The following is a 20694-nucleotide window of genomic DNA, read 5'->3' as shown; positions in this document are numbered from 1 at the left end:
TCATAAAAAAGCTAATAACAAATAGGATAACCGCTAAGATGGCCTCCCATATAATAAAAAACCAAAGCTCAACTTCTATACCCTTTTTAAGGTATAGATTGATACTGGCAGCCGTTATCTCTTTCGCTGCTTCTATTCTAATAATCGGTTGCAATGATTCAAATCTGGCACCTAAAGTCCAGATTCATCACGATGAGATTATTATTGATAAATCGTTAATTCGTACCAACAACCCTGAACGCTATCAGCCTAGTTTTAACTTAGAAGGGGCCCTAATTCCTGTAGATATTATGAAAATAAGCTCACCTTATCATGCTAATAGCCCTGAATACTTAGTGAGAGAAGGGGATAAGGTTAAAAAAAATCAAGTCATTGCTCGAATGCAGAGTATGATGAGCGCAAAAGATATTGAAAAAGCTAACTTTGAGTTTTTGGATATTGAAGTGAATAACAATAAAAACAATAAAAGTGACGAACAGCAGGCTTCAGACATTAGCTCCATATACTCTAATACCAAGATTTCTAATGACAACCCTTCTAATAAGAATGCTCCTAAGCAAGCAGCTTCTGAAAATACAAATAAACCAAGCCATTCAAGTAACTTAAGAGATACCTTTGAATCAACAGAGTCTGCTATACAAAACACGGTTGACGTTATCAAACATAAAACGGAATCATCGACCCTTACCAAACAATTAAACCGGATTACCGATCAAGAGCAGCCAATATCAACTAAAAATACAGAAGAAAAGGCTATAGCTGATAATACCCTGCTACCGGTTACTCTCATATTTAAATCTCCCTTAGAAGGAGAGGTAACCCACCTTGAAATGATAGATAATAAGATTGATGACAATATAACCAGCAGTATTCCCGCTAACGAACCGTTTATGCGCGTTGCCGACACACGTCATTTGCAGCTTGTTGGTAAACTACCCCTTTCAGCGGAACCTCAATTGTCTGTCGGACAAACGGTTAATTTTACAATTTATGATGTGAATCGTGAATTTACTGGACAGATTAGTCATATTACCCCTTACCCTGAACAAGAGCATTTAATGGTCAGAGCCCCCGTTATTCCAGACACTAAAAATGAATCCCTTCTAAAAGCAGGTATGCGTGCCACTATGACTATTGAATATGGTCAAGTTCAGCTTGGCGTTCGTATGCCGCGTAGCGCAATTTTTGAAGCAGACTTGAGCGAGCTAAACGGTAAGCACACTAGACCCACTAGCCCCATTCACGGCTTTGTGTGGGTCATTCTACAAAACCAAACGCTTGCTTACACACCTGTTGAGGTCGTCAAGTACTTTCCAGAGTCTGATCATTTTTTAGTGCACGGGGTTAATAACGACAGCCTAGTATGTTTAGCAGACCTACCAAAAGACTCTGATGGTAAAAAAATATCAATTGATTAAATAGGGCGTTGTGAACAATAGAAATTATCTTTATTTAAAGGGTGGACGATGTAAAGATAAAAGCCATATCTCAGATGGAAAAATTCCGTCATTCGTTGTCTATAGATATGAAACCATCTTCAATATGAGCACTGTTTCACGTGAAACTTTAACTTTTAAGAGTCTATGAATTTTGATCTTCCAGTGCCTGCATTAATGTAGGCTGATTAAACTCAAAGCCAAGACCTAACAAAGCTTTGGGCAGTACTTTTTGGCCATCTACAAGTAAAGTGGACATCTCACCAAACATTGTTTTTAAAACAAACTCAGGTAGGGTCATAAAAGTTGGACGATTAAGCCAGAGCCCTAGCGCTTTTGTAAACTCAGCATTGGTAACAGGATTTGGTGCGGTTAAGTTATACAGCGCTGGTTTGTTTGGTGACTTACCGCTAATTTGCGAGTCTTTATCTCCTGATTGACCCAAATGATGTGAGATGATAAACCATGTGGCTCGTATCCAGTCTTCTCGGCTTATCCAACTCATAATTTGCTGACCGTCTCCTAGCTTTCCGCCAGCACCCATCTTAAATGGGGTAAGCAAACGCTCTATCATTCCACCCTCTGGATGAATAACGACCCCTGTTCGTAGCAGGGCGACGTTAACTCCCAAGCTCTGGGCACCGGTTGCTTCTTTTTCCCATCGCTCACACAATTGGTAGGCAAAATCTTCATCGTCACTTTCTGCATGTTCGCTATTTGCTACATGCGGGCTGCTTTCATCAAGTGGTTTGCTGCCCTGTGCCCCGTACCAGCCAATTGCCGAACCGCTTAGCAGTAGCTTTGGTTTACTATTGACTCTGGCAATATAGTCGATAATTGACTGGGTAGGTTTTAAACGGCTTTCGTATAATATGCGCTTACGCTCATCGCTCCACCTTTGGTCAGCAATTCCAGCACCTGCAAGATTGATAATGACATCATAATGTTGCTGAGTGAGTTGTAACTCTTCATAACTCATCATTTTTATGTAATCAGGGTGCGACTGTGACGTATCACGGCTTAACCATGTGATATTTACGGTTTGCTTAACGTTTTTGTGTACCCACTCACTTAACGCTTTGCCTAAAAACCCTGAACCACCGCTAATTAAAATATTCATCATTATTCCTTGGTTTTAAAACAACTATTATCACTTTATTTAGTTATGCGCATAGCCCATGTATAGGACAAGTTTTGTGCTCATACTTATTGCCAAACGGTTTCAAGTTTTTCAAGCTACTTTTTATAAAGGTCATTTATAGAGGCCATCGCTATAGAAACCATCGCTCTTTGTTTGCCAGGCACAATTCGCTTGTCACTTAGGTAAGGGAATGCTAAGTCAAAGCGCTGTGCCAATTTTGGTAAATTAATGTTTGGTAAATGATTGTTTGGTATTACTGGAAACAAGTGATGGACTCCCCAAACAGCAATCATACCAACAGTAGCATTGGCTCACATCATCACTATTAAATGATAAACCGCAATTTGAACAAAAACTGTATAGATCAAGTAGTCAAAACTTGGCAATAGGTCTTCAGAAAAAGACATACAATGACGGCAAAGCAAACCACCATGATAGTATTAAGAAGAGATAAGGTAAAACTAAGGCAGATGAAAAGTGCATAGATTTACCTGATGGCTAATCCAGAAACAGCATCTCTTATCTGACTCGGTAAGGTATATCCCAGCGTTTCTCCTTGAAGATAACAAATATCCTCTTCAAAATAATTATACGCTTGTTTAAAAGTAGTGGCAGGCGTTTTACCTGAAGGGTTGCAGCTGGTTGAAACTATAAATCCATAAGGATTATTCTCGCTTACCATCTTCTTGCAAAGCTCACGGACTAAAGGATGTGAAATAACACGAACCGCAACTGATTCATGATTGCCAGTAATCCAACTCGGAATACTCATAAGAGCATCAGTATCCAAATCTGTTTTTGGCAAGGGCAGTAACCAAGTATGTGCTTGGCGTTTCGACAGAGAATCATCACTATCATACTGTTGCCAACTATCTATTACTGACTGAAGGCTGGCTTCAGGTAAATTTAGCAACAAAGGTTTAATACGATCGATACTGTCAGTAACCACAATCATCCCTTTCTCAATAGGTCTATCTTTAATGGCCAAAATGTGCCGAACTGACACTTCATTAAAAGGATCACAACCGATACCCCAAACACTTTCTGTCGGGTAAGCTAGCAGTTTTCCTTGATGTAACCATTGGACTGCTTGCTGGGTATTGTGAGTTATCTGTGAGGGTTTAGAATTCATAGTTTGGTACTTCGAATGACTATTATAGAGCAGATAGAGGGTCGTCTTTTTTTAAAGACCCTGTATTAGTAGTGATAGTGTGTTGTCAGGAATACAGGCAAAGTGACTTCTATTTAAGCTCTTTTATAACGCCCACTTACTTGAACAATAACGCCCAATAACTCCAGCTCCATAAGCTGACTTAATAAAGAGGGAGTATCTAAACCAGTTTTGTTAACGAGCGCATCTAAATCTTGACCATCCCAATTAACATGAACACAAACAGACTGCAAGTGCTCGGGGATATCAATGACAGGATTGACCGAGGGAGTGGATTGTCTATTAGGTTTATGACCATTTGAGATATTGGTTGGACTTGGTTCAAATTGAACGGTTTTAACTAATTTAACACTATCTTCCTCATTAGAACCTAATAACTCACGATTTACAAATAGTGAGGGTTTTGCAATCGGTTCTTCCTGTTCTTGTGATTGAATAGAGTTGGAATCTTGCGATTGAATAGAGTTTAAAGATTGACCTACAGGCGTGCTGAACTGAGTGGCTAGGTCACTAATAACATGGTCAGGATGGTAAATCAGTGTCGCTCCTTCACGAATCAAATAAAGACACCCTTGAGCATTGACGTTATCTATACTGCTAGGTATCGCAAATACCTGTTTGCCTTGCTCCGAGGTTAGCCTCGCTGTAATCAACGAACCGCTTTTTACGGCGGCTTCTGTGACAATAGTACCCAAACTCAGCCCTGCTACAATACGATTTCGCCTTGGAAAAGTATGTTTATTAGGCGGAGTACCAGGCAGCAACTCCGATATAATACACCCGCCTTCATTAATAATTCTATCAAACAGCACCTGATGTTGCTTTGGATAACACACATCGATACCTGTACCCATGACCCCAACTGTACGGCCCACTTGATCTGGCTGCTGGGATAAGGCACCCAAATGAGACTGAGCATCGACACCTTGTGCTAGGCCGCTGGTAATCACATAACCCGCTTGTGCAAGATATTGTGCCATGTCGAAGGTAATTTTTTGTGCTGCCGTTGAGGGTTTTCGACTACCAACCATAGCGATTTGCGCTTGAGCCAAACGGCTTACATTGCCCCGATAAAACAACACTGGTGGAGGATCAAACAGTTGTTTCAATTGATTTGGATAAGCCTCATCATCCAAAAACAATAGATTATAATGGTCGGCGCGAATCTGCTGCTCTATTGCCTGTATAAACGCCTTATCTGTCACATCATTAGCCTCGGTATGCCTACTAATGTGTTTGGCATGAATACTAAGCATGGCCCAATCACCAGCGGATTTTTGCAGGGCGATACCTGCTGACTGATAATGCTTAAGTAACTTGTAAAAGGCAGATAGCGAGGTGTTAACTCGCTGCCATAGTAGTAACGTTGCGCGCTGCTCTGGTATCAAATTCGATACATTTAAACTCATATTAATATCCAAAGCATGGTTAACCGTTGATTAGGTTTTAAAACCTAAGTGGTAATACCCTATCACCCATATTTAAAGGCAATTCCGTATCTAAGACATATGCATAGCTAATTTTGTCAAAGGTTTTAAACAGCATGAGATGACCCGCTTGCTCACTTGGTAAACGAACAGGGATATCGTTATCTCTAATATCACGTACTAATGCCCCTTTTTTAAAGACGGTTAGGACATCACCAACATTAGCGCCATTTTCTAGGCCTAAGTTAACCGCCACCACACTACCTTTGCCTGCGCTATTTATAGAGCCCATTATCCGAATAACTTGACCACCACGATTCACATTGGCAGCTTTAAGGTTAAAAATAGGCGATAGATCATTTGTTATTTCAATAAACACTCTATCACCTTCACGTACTTCAGTATCGTATGACTTTATCAGATCAATACTAGATATATTATTGCTTGTCACATTGGTCACGATTCCTGTGGCAACTTGTTGTACTTCTAAACCAACCACTTGATTTTTTTGCTGGTCAATATAGGGCTTACCTTCACGGTAAATACCGTAGCGTTGTCCCACAATAAGCGGTGCACCCTTAGCATAAATTTTATCACCTTCAGCAGTAATAAGGTTGCCTGTTTTTGACGCCAACACATACGGCGTTGCTTGAAAATCAGTCGGGTTAACAATCAACACCCTATCAAGCCAATATTCAATAGCAGATAAGGGTATGGCAGGGATACTATTATTCAAAGGGGTTATAGTCACATTCTGCGTTGCTGCTGCGGGTGCTGTCATATTGCGTTCAATACCCGCACACCCTTCACCTGTATCAATACCAACCAAGGTCTCACCCCTAATCACACACATCAATAAAATATCACCTGGATAGATGAGATGGGGATTTTTAACCTGCTTATTTGTCGCCCAAATCTGACGCCATTGCAGCGGATTGTTCAAATATCGTCCAGATATATCCCAAAGCGTATCACCCTTTTTTACCACATAACGGTTTGGTGCATCTGCTTTTAAGGTCGGTGGTGGATTATTCGCGCCAGCTGTTGACGCTCCCATGAGCATGACAACTGAGAAAACACTTAGAATTGCTGTCTTTGCCATTGAGTTTCTAAACCAGTTACCCATACTCTTTTTCATTCGTCTATCCATAATGTTTAGAAAATAGTGCGTTATAAAGGTTTCACCACTTTTTTAATCTCATCAGCGACTAATCTGGTATCATTGTCCAATACCGTCACATGTTGTTCTAAGGCCTCTAAGCCTTTGGTATGTTCTGGACGTTCAATGTCTATGTTGCCAATCGCTTCAAAAATCGTCTCAGAAAACTTCACTGGTAAAGCCGTCTCGGCACAGATAATGACTTCACCGTCTCGTTGCAACTCTCGCGCAACCTTAACACCATCAGCCGTGTGCGGATCAATCAAATCATTATAGGTGTCATACACGGCTTTGATAGTATTGAGACGATCTTGATGCGTTGATTTACCTGATGCAAAGCCATAGCGAGTATTGACTGACTCTAACACGTCAGATAAGTCAAAGCCTTGACCTTCTTTTACCCTATCGAATAAGTCATGCACCCGCTTGCTGTCTTTTTCTAATAGTAAATACACAAAGCGCTCAAAGTTCGAGGCTTTGGAGATATCCATCGAAGGGCTAGAGGTCACATACGTTTGTTCCGCAGGGCGAGGGCAATAACTGCCTTGATTAAAGAAATCGTTTAGCACATCGTTTTCATTGGTTGCGACGATTAAACGCTCAATCGGCAGACCCATCTCACGGGCAATATGACCGGCGCAGATGTTACCAAAGTTACCTGAAGGAATACAGAAGCTTACCTTTTTATCGTTATTGGCATTATTATTAGTGACAGCGAAATACGCCTTAAAGTAATAAACGATTTGCGCTAAGATACGACCCCAGTTAATCGAGTTCACCGTACCTAAACTATATTTGGCTTTAAAATCGGCATCTTGCTGTAGTGCTTTGACGATATCTTGACAGTCATCAAACATGCCTTTAATCGCAATGTTATGAATATTAGCATCGGTCAAGCTGTACATTTGCGCACGCTGAAACGCACTCATTTTGCCATGTGGCGACATCATAAACACTTCGATATTGTCTTTACCACGTAGCGCATATTCTGCTGCACTACCGGTGTCACCACTGGTCGCACCAATGATGGTTAAACGCTTGTTTTTGGTTTTGAGCACATATTCAAACGCATTACCCAAAAACTGCATCGCCACGTCTTTAAACGCCAGCGTGGGACCATTAGACAACCCTAAAATATACAAATTATCCTCAAGCTTACGTACCGGCACAATCTCTTCGCTACCAAAAACCTTAGCCGTATACGTGCGCTCGATAATATCTTTTAAGTCTGCGTCATCAATATCGGTGGCATACAAGCGCATAATCGCAAATACCAACTCTGGATAGCTCAGTTCACGCCATTTATCTAATGTCGCACCATCAATTTTCGGATATCTTTCAGGCAACATCAAACCACCGTCTGGCGCTAAGCCCATCAACAACACATCGCTAAAATCCATCGGCTCAGTTTGACCACGGGTACTGATATATTTCATGTTTTGTCCTATCTACGAGTCTTATAATATTAAATTAGAAAAAGAGTAGCATATTTTGAGAGATAAGCCATATTAAATAGAGATATGATTGGTTTTTGTAGCTATTCCAGCTTTCCACTACTATCTTGGTTGGCATAAGGGCGGGCGCTAATAGCAAGTTGCATTCCTGCTACCACGATAATGCCTCTTGCTAAGCGCCCGCAACCCTTATGCTACACCAAGTATATCCGCTTCAATCTGGGCTAAACCTCTCTCTGAATCAAGTTACCTCAACTATTAATCTCTTTGGAATAAATCATCAATTAGGTCGATATTAGGATTCGTGATTTCATCAAGGTCTCTAGTTTCTCGATATTCTTCACTTCTTCTTTCAGAGTATTCGTATGAATCCCTATTATTTTGTATAATTTCATCTCTATCTAAAGAATCCATGATAGCTACAATTTCTTCATCTTCGAAATCAAAACCACTTTCTAAATCCTCTATAAGTTCATAGATATAGTCTAAGATTTTATCGTCATTCATTTCATCTTCATGGTAAATATCTTCATACAGGTTATTATTAATAGCCTCATAAGTGATGTTGCGGCTTAGATAGTCTAAAAATTGCTCTTTATATGAAGAAATCAAACTATCATTATTAGGTAAAAGATAAATTAAGTCCGCCACTTCTTGAAACTCGTCGTAGTCTGCATTTTCCAGTATTTTAAATACCGTAGTGTATAGATAGATATCGTCATTAGATAGAATATTGTATTCAACAGCCAGTGTTATAATTGATATAGAAGAAGTCCCAAAAGTTTCATATAGATTAGTCGGATAATACTTCAGAGTTTTTTCTATTAAGGGGCGTATAATTTTAGGTTGTTCTGTAGCTATCTTTACCAGCTCTAAGGTGTAATCATTTGGTTCAAGAATTGATAACAGCTCTAAATTTACTAGCTCACTCACTATTCTTGAATAGTTTAAAGAAGAAATTTTAGATTTCGACATGTTTTTAAGGTTTGTCAACGCAGAATACGTTCTTAGTGAGCTAATAATTTTCGCAATGTAAATATATCTAGATGCATATTCAGAGATTAAAAAATCAGCAATAGAAGGATTAAATAATTGATACGTTGCTTGGTTATTAGAGATATTTCGATTTAATATAGACCCAGTTAATTTTTGCATAGTGTCTTCGACTGAAAAATAGCTATTTGATATATCTAAACCACAATTTTTCAATCTATTTAACAAAGGCGCTATTTGACTCTCACTAACTGGTGAGCCATTCAAAGTAATAGCCATTGTAATGTGTCTATCCAAATCACTAATTTGATTGGTTATCATACCGCGCCAGATATCTCTTGGATTATCTAACGATGCTTTTATATAATCCCAGTATTTATCAGCATTTACTACTTTATTCACCTTCACTGAATCGGTAATAAACTCTATCAAACGAGGGTTAAAATTTTTGTGTTCTATAATCTTCCTATAGCGTTTATCAATATAAATTTGATCTATAAACTCTTTATTTAGATTACTAAAATAGACATGATTGTACAGTATCTGTGCTTTATCAATACTACTTAAAGATTGAATTCGTATTTCATATTCATTTCTATTGATATTGCTTTGCTCAAAACGTTCGGAAAGAGCCTTACCTTGATTTAGAATATTAGAGCGTGTGGTTAAGATGAAGCGTTTAGTGTCGTCTTTACTAACTCGCTTCATAAAATGCACGACATTAGCATCTTCATTACTCTCTATTGCTGAAAGGAAATTACTTCCTAAAAAATCATCAAAATAGAAAATCTGCTTAACTTCTGGTTTGTAGACTCTTTCTGCCTCTTCAATAGACTTACTGACGACGACTAATTCATATTGGCGAGATACATAGTCTAAGCATAACTGTTTTGCTAATGTTGTTTTACCTATTCCTGGTTCACCATTAATAATAATACTTCCAAGCTCTTCTAGTTTCCTAAAAGCATTTTTGTGGTTTTCTGTATGTACGTATTTCGGTAAAAACTCTTGGATTTCTTTAAGATAAAAGTTGCTTCTACCAATAACATCATTATCTAAGATTGATTGCAGAACATTAACACTGGAAAGATAAAGTTTAAAATGTTGTTTTTCGATTTCAGGAAACCTTGATAAAAGACTGTTTAAATCCTCTTGACCTAAAATATCAGATTCCGTTTTAATATAAGGTCTAAAAATACTAAATATTCTTCCTTTGTTTTGCGCTGAAAGAGGTAGTGAGGTTACGAAGATATAGCGACTAGGGTTAAGCTTTTGAACCTTGCTAGCTTCTGTATTTTCACATTCTTTTAATAGTTTAGTTATGCCTGATTTAACCCAGTGTTTACACTGGATAATAACAGTTTGATTATTTGAATTACCTTCAAAGAAACGCCCATCAATCCCTTGGTCTTTTCCCGATTTAAACCTTTCAATACTTGTATCGAACTCTTTTGACAATAAATCAGTAACTAGAATTTCAAATTCTTTATCGTTCAATGTTTCGAAGTTATAATCACTCATCAAGTCATCCGTAAATTATCTATTACTAACGCTAGCCTTGTTTCATCAGCACCGCATAATAAAACCCATCACCACCTGATTGGTTTTGTTCATTTAACGGCAAACATTGACGCCCAATCTCTTGCTCAATACCCCAATTGGTTTCGTCATCGTCAAACGCCACAGCCACCGCATCATTATGACGCTCAAGAAACGCCTGCATTTGTTCCACGTTCTCGCTTTTAAGCAGCGAACAAGTGATGTATAACATATAACCACCCCGCTTTAATTGCGGCCATAAGTTATCTAGTATCTGCTCTTGCAACTGTACGGTATGTTGGACATCTTCCTCGGTGCGTAGCAAGGTAATGTCAGGATGACGACGAATAACACCGGTAGCGGTACAAGGCGCATCGAGCAATATGGCATCAAAGCCCTTGGCATCTGAAACGTCTGCATTTGAAGCGTCTGCTTCAGCTTGCCATTGAGTCGCATCAGCGCAAATAATATCCAAATGCAATTTACTATTCACAATGGGCGCTGGCAGTCGTAACCGCTCTAAATTTTCAAAAATACGCGTAATACGATTGGCGTCATTGTCGATGGCAACCAGTTCTATTTTATCTATTGGGCTTAAACTATTGGAACTATTTTCATTATCAACACTGATTAAACTATCATCGGATTCAATTGTAGATTGTTCCACGTGAAACATGCCATTTTCTTGAGTTTCTTGCTCACCTAACATCTCTAGCCAATGGGCTAGCTTGCCACCTGGTGCCGCACAAGCATCAAGCAAGCGTAAAGTCTTTGGCTTCGATTTAGAATTAACATTATTATCTTTATCTGCATAATTTGATTTAAAACTATTCTCTAACAGCTTTTGAATAATTGGTGCTGCCAACTGCGCATGGACATCTTGTACGCTAGCAATGCCTTCCTCAAACTCAGGTAAGTGACTCACTGGTACGCTATCGATAAGTTGAATAGTACTTTGATTAATTCGGATTGAGCTATCCGTTGCGTCTGCTCTTATCGCCGTATTAAATGGTACAAGTTCAGCTTCAATCTGCTCGGCCGTTAATTTATCCAGATAACTGGCGGTATTGGTTTGTAGAGTATTCACCCGTAAAAACATCGGTGCAGACTGGCGCAAACTTTGGGTTAATGCATCATACTGCTCGCGCCAATCGCTTTTTAATTGCTGTGCTAACCAATTGGGCAGACTGTGATTCTTATTGGCTTTCTTGCGAAATTTATTGGGATTTTTTGCCACTTTACGCAGTACCGCATTGACTAAACCTGATGCATGCGAAAACTCAATGTGCTTAACCGCCTCGACCGTTTCATGGATAGCAGCATGATCCGCTACATTCAAATACAATAGCTGAGTCATCCCTAATTGAATGGTAGTGCGTACTTCAATCTCATCAATAGGGTTATCGGCTAGACTATCTAACAAACGTGCGGTTGCATGCCAATGGCGTAAGGTTGTGAGTAATAAGGCATGGGCAAAACCTTTATCCTCATCCCTAAAACTGTTTAATAGTGGGTCTAATAGACTGCTTAGTGACTGACCTTGCTGAATCGACAACAACGTATTTATCACAGCGACACGGACGTTCATTTGTAAAGTGGCGCTGTTTGGTTTATTGCTCATTACATACCTAATTTATTAGTTACAAATACTAGGGGAAGGTTTTAATTAATAGCTAGCTTTGAGACACAAAACGGTCACCGTCATCGAGCTGATTGCCGTGGCAAATTTGCTCAGCGGTAACAGGTTTGCTACCTGCGAATTGTAGCTTGGTTAAGCGTAGGGTAGTTGCCACGTCATCATCTGGGCTGTTTTTACCACATGCCATTAAGATGGCATTGCGTCCAATGCTTATAACTGTGCCAGCAGGTTTGGTAGTAGTTTGGCTGTCATTAACTGGCATGGCTGATAAAACTTTTACACGTTTAGGCTCACCCTTACCTTCTTTATCTGCTAAAAAGGTATAAGCACCCGGATAAGGATGCATGCCACGTATCTGACGTTCAATAAATTCTGCTGACTGGTTCCAATTAATTTCACCCTCTGCTTTACTTAATTTTTCAGCATAAGTTGCTAAGCTATCGTCTTGTTTTTCCGCTTGGGCTTGGTAACGGGGTAGGTCCTTTAATACGGTAATAATCGCTTCAGCGCCTAACTGTGCCATTTTGTCATGCAAAGTTTCAGTCGTTTCATCAGGCTTTATATCATAGTCAACTTTATAAAGCATATCGCCTGTATCCAATCCTTTATCCATTTGCATGATGGTAATGCCCGTCTTTTCATCTCCTGCTAACAAGGCACGATGAATAGGCGCGGCCCCGCGCCAACGGGGTAGTAAAGAGGCATGAATATTTAGACAGCCATATGTCGGTGTCTTTAACACCCCTATGGGCAAAATAAGACCATAGGCAGCCACGACCATAATATCAGGCTTATAATTGGCTAACGTTTCACGTGAAATTAAACCTTCATTCACTGACTTTCTAAAAGTTAGGGGCTGCTCAACAGGGATATCATGATCTAATGCTAATTGTTTAACCGCTGAGGCTGTTACCTTTTGTCCGCGACCAGCTTTACGGTCTGGCTGCGTATAAACAGCGACTATCTCGATATTTAGCGCATCTTGTTGCTCAATAAGTGCCTGCAAGCTGATTGCTGCAAATTCTGGTGTGCCTGCGAATATGAGTCTTAGTTTTGGTAAGCATTTTGAAGCGTCAGTTACAGTCATATATTTATTAAATCACAAGGTAGGTTGATGGATAAAATCATTTGTAGTTAATCAGCGAGATAACGCTCATTTGTCATGGAATGCAGTCAGGCAATCCATAGGGTTAATTTAGTTAGTTAATTGAATACTGTTTAAAGCTAAATTGATTATGCCCTTGGTTAATCCTTTATAAGAAAAACCTCATGCATAACCCTCTTCAATATTAAATGTTAACAATTGAAATATTAAGATATTAAGACGCTACACTAGTAGAATCCATCTAGTGGACTAGAACTTTTGCTAATACTTATACCTTGATACCCTCTAACACTAGCTTTCAGTCTCAACGTATACCAGACGTTCCAAATAACGGGCAATTAAATCAACTTCAATATTAACCTGTCCATCTATGTGCCAGTGTTTGGCTATATTGGTTACTTGCGCCGTGTGAGGAATAATATTCAAGCACACTAGGTTATCTTTAACCAGATTTGTGGTCAGGCTAATACCGTCTACTGTTATAGAGCCTTTAGTTGCTACATATTTCTTTAATTCATTGGGGATAGCAACTTCAATATAGATTGAACGCGCATCCTCAACCATCTTTTTGATCGTACCAACACCATCTACATGCCCTGACACCATATGCCCGCCAAAGCGAGTTGTTGGTAGCATTGCTTTTTCCAAATTAAGGGTATCGCCAACTTGCCATTTCTCCATCGCTGTTTTTGTTAAAGTTTCACGTGAAACATCAACTGAATAACTTGTCTCACTCATGTCAATAACCGTCAAACAAATGCCATTACACGCGATGGAATCGCCAAGACTGACATCATTTAAATCCAGATTATTAGACTGGATAACCAATCGCACATCACCACCAATACTATCTATTGCAGCTAACGTACCAGTACTTTCAATAATACCTGTAAACATATTTTCATCCAATATAGAATCACTAAAACCTGTGGATAACTTATAGATAACGGTTATAACCCTTTAATAACAAGCCTCTTAATATAAAGTTATCCACAGCCCAATAAAAAACTATAATTTTAAATCCATTTATAGCTGGTTCCATGTGAAACCTTTGATTATAAAGCATTGATAAAAAACTCAGATTAGACAGTTCCACATGAAACCTAAGTAATCCACAATCTGATATAAAAACAGTAAAATTTACTCTTTTTTAATGGAATAAAAAAACAACCTGTGGATAACTTTTCTGCAGCCTAATTTAAATCTCAATATATTTGCTAATATACGCACCAGTTATCAATACTAATAACTGATGCGTTATATGAATTTGACATAAATAGAGCTTAAAAATTGATCGAGGATTTAAGTGCTATTAATTCCTACATAAAATAACGATCAAAAGGTAATAAACTAATCTTTATGTCACTGCCTATTTGGCTCAAACTATTTACTCTAAATCGTTTTTGATTAGCCAATTCATCTATAGTCATAGACAACATTGGTTTGGCACTTTGGCCGAGAATACAAGGCGCCTGATAAATAATGAGCTCATCAACCAAACCTTCTTTAATAAAACTACCAGAGACCTCAGCCCCAGCCTCTATTAAAACATCATATATTTGATAGTCAGCAACTAGGTTATATAGCAGGTGTTTCAAATCAGATTCTACATGTAATAGCGTGCTTTGTTGTTTAAACACGTTATATCTATCGCTCACATTTACTAAACGTCTTCGTCTATCAAGCACTACAATTTGAGGTTGTGGAACCTCAGATAATGGTACACCCAGCAGGGTTGAGCGCACATTCAAGCTCGGGTTATCATCAATAATCGTTTGGCTACCCGTAATAATAGCCCCACTTAATGCCCGAAGCTTTTGTACATCTTCACGAGCAGCATTGCCAGTAATCCACTTAGACTCACCTGATGCCATTGCCGTGCGTCCATCAAGGCTAGTGGCTATTTTTAGACGCACATAAGGCATACTAGATCGCATCGCCTTTAAAAACCCTAAATTTAATTGTTCAGCTTGTTGTTTGCCCACGCCAATGGATACTTCTATGCCTGCCTCAACTAACATAGTCACACCTCGTCCGGCAACCTTAGGGTTTGGATCTAATCCAGCAATAACTACACGATTTATACCCGCTTCAATTAAAGCCATTGCACAAGGTGGTGTTCGCCCTGTGTGGCTACAGGGTTCGAGTGTCACGTAAGCAGTTGCCCCTTGCGCTTGCCTACCGGCCTCACGTAATGCAAAAACCTCAGCATGAGGCTTGCCTGCCTTTGGATGAAAGCCACTGCCTATAATATGGTTATCTTTTACTACTATACATCCGACAGCGGGATTCGGGCGAGTGGTATAAATCCCTCTTTTTGCCTGCTCAATTGCTAACGTCATAAAATAGGCGTCTTGGGGCTGTGGAGGGGTAATACCATGAGTACTGACATGAGAAGTGGGCATAACAAACCTAAATGATTTATTTGGTATTGATAGTTTAAAAGGAGTGGCTTAAAAATGGCTTAAATAGGGTTCACTTTAAGGAAGCATCGGTTGAAAGGATAGAAATATCCATCTAAAACCCTACTATTGAAGCTCCATTAACTCTCAGAGGGACGTATATTTTGTAACTCTTGACGAAAGGCCTCAATATCTTGAAAGTCACGATACACACTAGCAAAGCGTACATAGGCCACATCATCCACTTCCTTGAGTTCACTCATAACCACCTCACCTAGTTTTTTACTGCTCACTTCCCGCTCTCCTAATTGGCGTATTCGCTTTTCAATACGGCTAATTAGCGCATCCTGCTCGTCAATCGTTACTGGGCGTTTTTGCAAAGGTAATTGAATCGAACGCCTTAATTTTTCGGCATCATATGGCTCTATACGACCACTTGATTTAATCACTCTGGGCATCACGACTTCAACAACTTCGAACGTCGTGAAGCGCTCCTGACACTGATTACATTGACGGCGGCGGCGTACCTGCGCGCCCTCTGCCGCAAGGCGTGAGTCAATGACTTTAGTGTCGTCCGCGTTACAGTAGGGGCATTGCATGATTAGATTCTCAGTAAAGTTTAATAAAAGCCACAAAGCTAATACGGCTGAACGAGGTTTATAGGTGGAACACACTCTACATTTAAAGCTTTGTGAAAGCAGAACACTGTAAAATTATTTACCTATACAAAAGCTACCAAATATCTGGCCTAATAAATCATCTGCACTAAACTCGCCAGTAATTTCTCCCAAGCTATGTTGCGCTTGGCGTAGACTTTCCGCAACCAACTCTCCCGCTTGATAATCTACCAACTGTTCATGCGCTTCTTTAAGATATTGCTGAGTACGTTTTAAAGCATCTAAATGGCGTACCCGTGCTATAAGACTGTTTTCAGGCGGATGAAAACCAACTTTTTCGCATAACAGCTCGATTAATTTATCTATTCCTTGTGATGTTTCACATGAAACATTAACTTGATCATATCCAGAAATAGCAGCTTGATCTGCCACTTGTTGTTTAATTAAATCCCGCTTGTTACCTATAAATAACATCCTTGAATTATCAAAATTTGGCAGCGAATTGCCATCTTCGGTTTTAAATAACTCTTGCGCTAATTGCACTGGATCAGCATCTTTTGATAAATCATACACCAAAAGCAGTAAGTCCGCTTGGTTGATGGCAGTACGCGCACGCTCAATACCAACACGCTCTACCGTATCTGTTGTATCACGAAGTCCTGCAGTATCTGTAAGATGAATGGTTAACCCATTCAGCACAATGGTCTCTTGTAAAACATCTCGAGTCGTTCCCGCAACCTCTGTTACGATAGCACGCTCTTGTCCCGCCAAACAATTCAATAAACTTGATTTGCCTGCATTTGGTCGACCTGCTAAGACAACATGTACACCATCTCGCAATAACTGACCTTGTTGCGCAGTCGCTAAAATAGCGGCAACTTTATCTGTTATAGCATCAAGCTTCCCCTCAATAACCCCATCAGCCAGAAAGTCAACATCCTCTTCATCAGGGAAATCAATGGAAGCTTCCACATACAGACGTAAATGTATTAACGCTTCTAAAACAAGGTTTATTTTCTCTGAAAATTCGCCTGTAAGTGAACGTATGGCACTATTAGCGGCTGCTACACTGGTGGCATCTATGGCATCTGCAATCGCTTCTGCTTGAACCAAATCGAGCTTATCATTATCAAAAGCTCGGTAGGAAAACTCACCTGCTTGAGCCTGCTTTGCACCAAGCTCAAACACTCGAGACAACAGCAGGTTCTGTAATATCATTCCCCCATGCCCTTGTAGCTCAATCACATCTTCACCCGTAAAGGAATGGGGGGCTTTAAAATACAACACCAGCCCTTCATCTAGTACGTTTTTATGCTCATCGTAAAATCGACAAAAAGAGGCCAAACGTGGTGTGAACTCGTGCTTACCAGTAAGTTGACAAGCAATAGCATATGCCTTAGGTCCTGACAAGCGGATGATACCCACACCGCCACGACCGATTGGGGTTGCAATCGCAGCTATGGTACTCGAATGAGACGCGTCGTGATTAACAGCAGAAGTCATATTTTGCTCTAATAATTCTAGTAATGTTTACTTATTTATATAGTATCTTTATACAGCTTTGATGCTAATTTAATGTACTTTTGCTAGCAAAAATCCAAGTGAAAATAATACAAATTATACATTTAACGAAACTGACAATGCATTCAGTTGATAGAGTATTAACGGTGTCATTTAAGTAGTCTAAAAGGCCTATAAGGCAAAGAGCTCAGCCAGTAGCTGATATATTTAAGCAAACGTTGCAAACGAGATTAACACTTTAACCCTTAGAATTACTGTAACTATATTACAAATGGGTTGATATCTTAGCATAGTATCAGTATATCTGAAGTCGAATAAACGCCCTATCAAGCTTACAACCCGATGGTCTGTTTTTAATCTTAACTCTAATTTTCTACCCTTATTCACACAGTTTATCTATATGCTACATTATTTTCGCAGTCTAAATTTACTACCGGCACCGTTTAAGCAGGCCTTATATAGCAGGTCTTATATATAGGAAGATAAAAATAGATTATTAAAAAAGCACCTTATTAAATAAGGTGCTTTTATCAGCTAAATAACCAAATAGCTATGTGACAGAGCGTTGGTTATTCATTTATTGCTAACCTATAACTTGAGCGGACTTTTCTTTTTGTTCTCTTTCAACTCTTTTGTTTACCAAATACTGCTGACCCATAGTAAATAAGTTATTTACTGTCCAATATAATACAAGACCAGCAGGGAAGAACAACATGAATGCGGTAAAGATTATTGGCAAAAACTTCATCACTTTAGCTTGCATTGGGTCGGTTGGTTGCGGGCTAAACAGTTGCATTGCAAACATGCTGGCACCCATCAATATTGGCATAATAAACCAAGGATCCATGGCCGATAAATCTTGAATCCATAGAATCCACGGAGCGTGACGTAGCTCCACACTCTCGACCAATACCCAGTACAATGCTAAGAAAATAGGCATCTGTAGTAAGATTGGTAAACACCCAGCCATAGGGTTTACCTTTTCTTCTTTGTAAATGCCCATCATCTCTTGTGACATTTTCATACGATCGTCGCCATGCTCTTCTTTTAAAGCAGCGAGACGGGGTTGTAAGGCACGCATTTTAGCCATTGAATAATAGCTTTTATTAGAAAACCAAAATAGGGCAATCTTAACCAGTACCGTTAAAGCGATAATCGACCAACCCCAGTTACCAATAACCTTATGAATACCTTCAAGTATTGCAAATAAAACTTTCGAGATAGGCCATAGCAACCCATAATCCACAGTCTTATCTAAGCCTGGTGCAACGTCTCTTAAGATTTCTTGAACCTTAGGACCTGAATACAGGGTGGCGGTTAAGTCTATTTGTTTATTTGCAGGGACAGCGATTGGCTGGCTGTTCATACCAATAAAATAATCGCCGCCTGACTCACGGCTAAAGAATTGTCCTGTAAAGTTCTCAGGTGTCCATGCTGAAACAAAATAATGCTGGATAATGCCTACCCAACCCTTGTCACTAGATGCTGTTAATTCGCCATCATTAAAATCTTTAAACTTAAGCTTGCTATATTCGTCATCTGGTGTACCCCAAGCACCACCCAGATAAGTGGCCATACTTAAGGCACCTTTATCAGCCATGCCTGGATCTTTACTACCATCACGCTTTAACTGTGCAAATAGTTGACCATTCCAAGGCTGGGCACTGGTATTATTGATATTATAATTAACAGTAATAGGATATTTACCTTGAGTGAAGGTAAAAGTTTTAGTAATGGTCACACCATCTTGTTTATAGGTTAAAGGGACTTCAAGGGTATTATGGTTCACATCCATCACATAATTATCAGACTCATAGCTATATTTTGCGCGTCCAGCAGCAGTATCAATACCATTCGCACCAACTAAGCCTGATTGCGCCACATACACTCGGTTACTACTGTTTTCAAGCAACACAAATGGCGCTTCGCTATCTAAAGTTGCATCATAGTCACGTAGCGCTGCATAAACAACGTCACCACCTACAGGATCAATTTTAACTTGATAGAGATCTGTTGTTACATTTATCAGTTTAGAGGACACTTTTGCAGTCGTTACTTCATCCTCAGTAGACGGGATGTCTGTTACTATCCCAGTAGGGATATCACTTGCGCCAGTACTGTTTGGTATATCAGAGCCCGATGTAGTGGATACAGAAGGGGTTACTGCGTCTGTTGATGAATCTGGTACATTGGCATAGTCTTTTTGCCAAGCAAGCACCAACAAATAAGCGGTAATCAGCATTGCAATAATGATGAGCACCCGTAGTATCTTTTGCATAAGATTGTCCTAAACAACTCAAAATAAATGAAATAAATAAAATAATAAGCGGATAAACCGAATAAACGTTGGTATATGACCTAAAAACGATTATAAAATGCCAGATATTTTACTAAAAAACAGCGCTAAAAGATATAGAGCCTAGAGTAACCTAATTACAGTACATATTTATTACATGACAGACTAAATCCAAACTTTTAAAACCCCTGATTCTAGAGACTTTTAAAATGGCCTATTTTTAAAGTTCCCTTTTTGTAACAAGCATAGTGATAAACTATGCCCAACTCTAGAGACTATGGTTTAGTCTCGCTCGGTAACTAGAGCTATCTTTATATACTCCGCGTTCAACAATAAAAGTTTCACGTGAAACATCACTACTATCATTTTGATAGTTACCCCTATAATTAACAACATCCGAAGTAACGGAGCTTATAAAAGGATAATAGATGTCTTTATATAAAGGTAAGGGAACAAAATCAATACCATGGCCCCCAAGCGGATGACAACTGCAAATGCGTTTTAAGGCTAATAACCCACCTCTACTTGGCCCGTGCCACTTAATGGCTGTCAATCCATATTCGGAACAAGTGGGATAATAGCGACATCGAGCAGGTAAAACTGGACTAATTATTTTTTGATAAAACTTGATAATGCCCATGAGTATACTGGAACTAAAGCTAGAAATTATTGCCCTCATTTGATGCGCCTTACTCTACACCTTCACACCTTGATTAACGACTACACTATTTAAATAAAATTTAAATAAAGAGAAAGTGAACTCTACTTAAAGATTAAAAATAAACAACGCTGAG

General features: G+C 39.3%; 16 protein-coding genes. 1 reads left to right on the top strand and 15 read right to left on the bottom strand.

All coding sequences use genetic code 11. The annotated features are described in order from the left end of the window. Positions 1-38: 38 nt before the first annotated feature. Positions 39-1418: an efflux RND transporter periplasmic adaptor subunit gene (locus AC2SLN_RS11310; protein ID WP_486549383.1), complete on the top strand. Its 1380-nt coding sequence runs from the start codon at positions 39-41 to the stop codon at positions 1416-1418. Positions 1419-1581: 163 nt separating this feature from the next. Here the strand turns inward: AC2SLN_RS11310 and AC2SLN_RS11305 are convergent, their stop codons facing one another. The 15 genes from AC2SLN_RS11305 to yidD all read right to left on the bottom strand — a co-directional run bounded on the left by AC2SLN_RS11305 (position 1582) and on the right by yidD (position 20579). Beyond that, entirely contained in the window at positions 1582-2556 is a 975-nt protein-coding gene (locus AC2SLN_RS11305; protein WP_486549384.1) for a TIGR01777 family oxidoreductase, read from the bottom strand. 116 nt (positions 2557-2672) lie between these two features. Next, positions 2673-2870 (bottom strand): hypothetical protein, encoded by a 198-nt coding sequence (locus AC2SLN_RS11300; RefSeq protein ID WP_495057336.1) that lies wholly within the window; start codon positions 2868-2870, stop codon positions 2673-2675. Between the two features lie 194 nt (positions 2871-3064). Then, complete coding sequence (locus tag AC2SLN_RS11295) at positions 3065-3709, bottom strand: L-threonylcarbamoyladenylate synthase (RefSeq protein WP_486549385.1); 645 nt, start codon at positions 3707-3709, stop codon at positions 3065-3067. A gap of 113 nt (positions 3710-3822) precedes the next feature. Then, positions 3823-5157: a DNA-processing protein DprA gene (dprA, locus tag AC2SLN_RS11290; RefSeq protein WP_486549386.1), complete on the bottom strand. Its 1335-nt coding sequence runs from the start codon at positions 5155-5157 to the stop codon at positions 3823-3825. Between the two features lie 37 nt (positions 5158-5194). Continuing rightward, on the bottom strand, positions 5195-6313 hold the full coding sequence (locus AC2SLN_RS11285; RefSeq protein WP_486549387.1) for a LysM peptidoglycan-binding domain-containing protein: 1119 nt from the start codon (positions 6311-6313) through the stop codon (positions 5195-5197). Positions 6314-6345: 32 nt separating this feature from the next. After that, positions 6346-7770 (bottom strand): threonine synthase, encoded by a 1425-nt coding sequence (thrC, locus tag AC2SLN_RS11280; protein ID WP_486549388.1) that lies wholly within the window; start codon positions 7768-7770, stop codon positions 6346-6348. 276 nt (positions 7771-8046) lie between these two features. Then, positions 8047-10302, bottom strand: a complete 2256-nt coding sequence (locus AC2SLN_RS11275) for an nSTAND3 domain-containing NTPase (RefSeq protein ID WP_486549389.1) — start codon at positions 10300-10302, stop codon at positions 8047-8049. 31 nt (positions 10303-10333) lie between these two features. Further along, a complete protein-coding gene (locus tag AC2SLN_RS11270; RefSeq protein ID WP_486549390.1) occupies positions 10334-11941 on the bottom strand; it encodes a transcription antitermination factor NusB in 1608 nt (535 codons plus the stop codon). Between the two features lie 52 nt (positions 11942-11993). Beyond that, on the bottom strand, positions 11994-13046 hold the full coding sequence (gene fmt, locus AC2SLN_RS11265) for a methionyl-tRNA formyltransferase (protein ID WP_486549391.1): 1053 nt from the start codon (positions 13044-13046) through the stop codon (positions 11994-11996). Positions 13047-13355: 309 nt separating this feature from the next. Continuing rightward, a complete protein-coding gene (locus tag AC2SLN_RS11260) occupies positions 13356-13961 on the bottom strand; it encodes a riboflavin synthase (protein WP_486549392.1) in 606 nt (201 codons plus the stop codon). Positions 13962-14383: 422 nt separating this feature from the next. After that, positions 14384-15469, bottom strand: coding sequence for a bifunctional diaminohydroxyphosphoribosylaminopyrimidine deaminase/5-amino-6-(5-phosphoribosylamino)uracil reductase RibD (ribD, locus tag AC2SLN_RS11255; protein ID WP_486549393.1), 1086 nt, complete (start codon positions 15467-15469; stop codon positions 14384-14386). 137 nt (positions 15470-15606) lie between these two features. Continuing rightward, positions 15607-16065, bottom strand: coding sequence for a transcriptional regulator NrdR (gene nrdR / locus AC2SLN_RS11250; RefSeq protein WP_486530736.1), 459 nt, complete (start codon positions 16063-16065; stop codon positions 15607-15609). A gap of 114 nt (positions 16066-16179) precedes the next feature. Then, complete coding sequence (mnmE, locus tag AC2SLN_RS11245; protein ID WP_486549394.1) at positions 16180-17586, bottom strand: tRNA uridine-5-carboxymethylaminomethyl(34) synthesis GTPase MnmE; 1407 nt, start codon at positions 17584-17586, stop codon at positions 16180-16182. A gap of 601 nt (positions 17587-18187) precedes the next feature. Further along, positions 18188-19882 (bottom strand): membrane protein insertase YidC, encoded by a 1695-nt coding sequence (yidC, locus tag AC2SLN_RS11240; protein WP_486549395.1) that lies wholly within the window; start codon positions 19880-19882, stop codon positions 18188-18190. Between the two features lie 286 nt (positions 19883-20168). After that, entirely contained in the window at positions 20169-20579 is a 411-nt protein-coding gene (gene yidD / locus AC2SLN_RS11235) for a membrane protein insertion efficiency factor YidD (protein WP_486549396.1), read from the bottom strand. Positions 20580-20694: the final 115 nt, after the last annotated feature.

Source organism: Psychrobacter sp. CX90, assembly GCF_057396305.2.
Note: the sequence above shows the minus strand (reverse complement) of the source record. Positions and strands in the feature narration are given on the sequence as shown.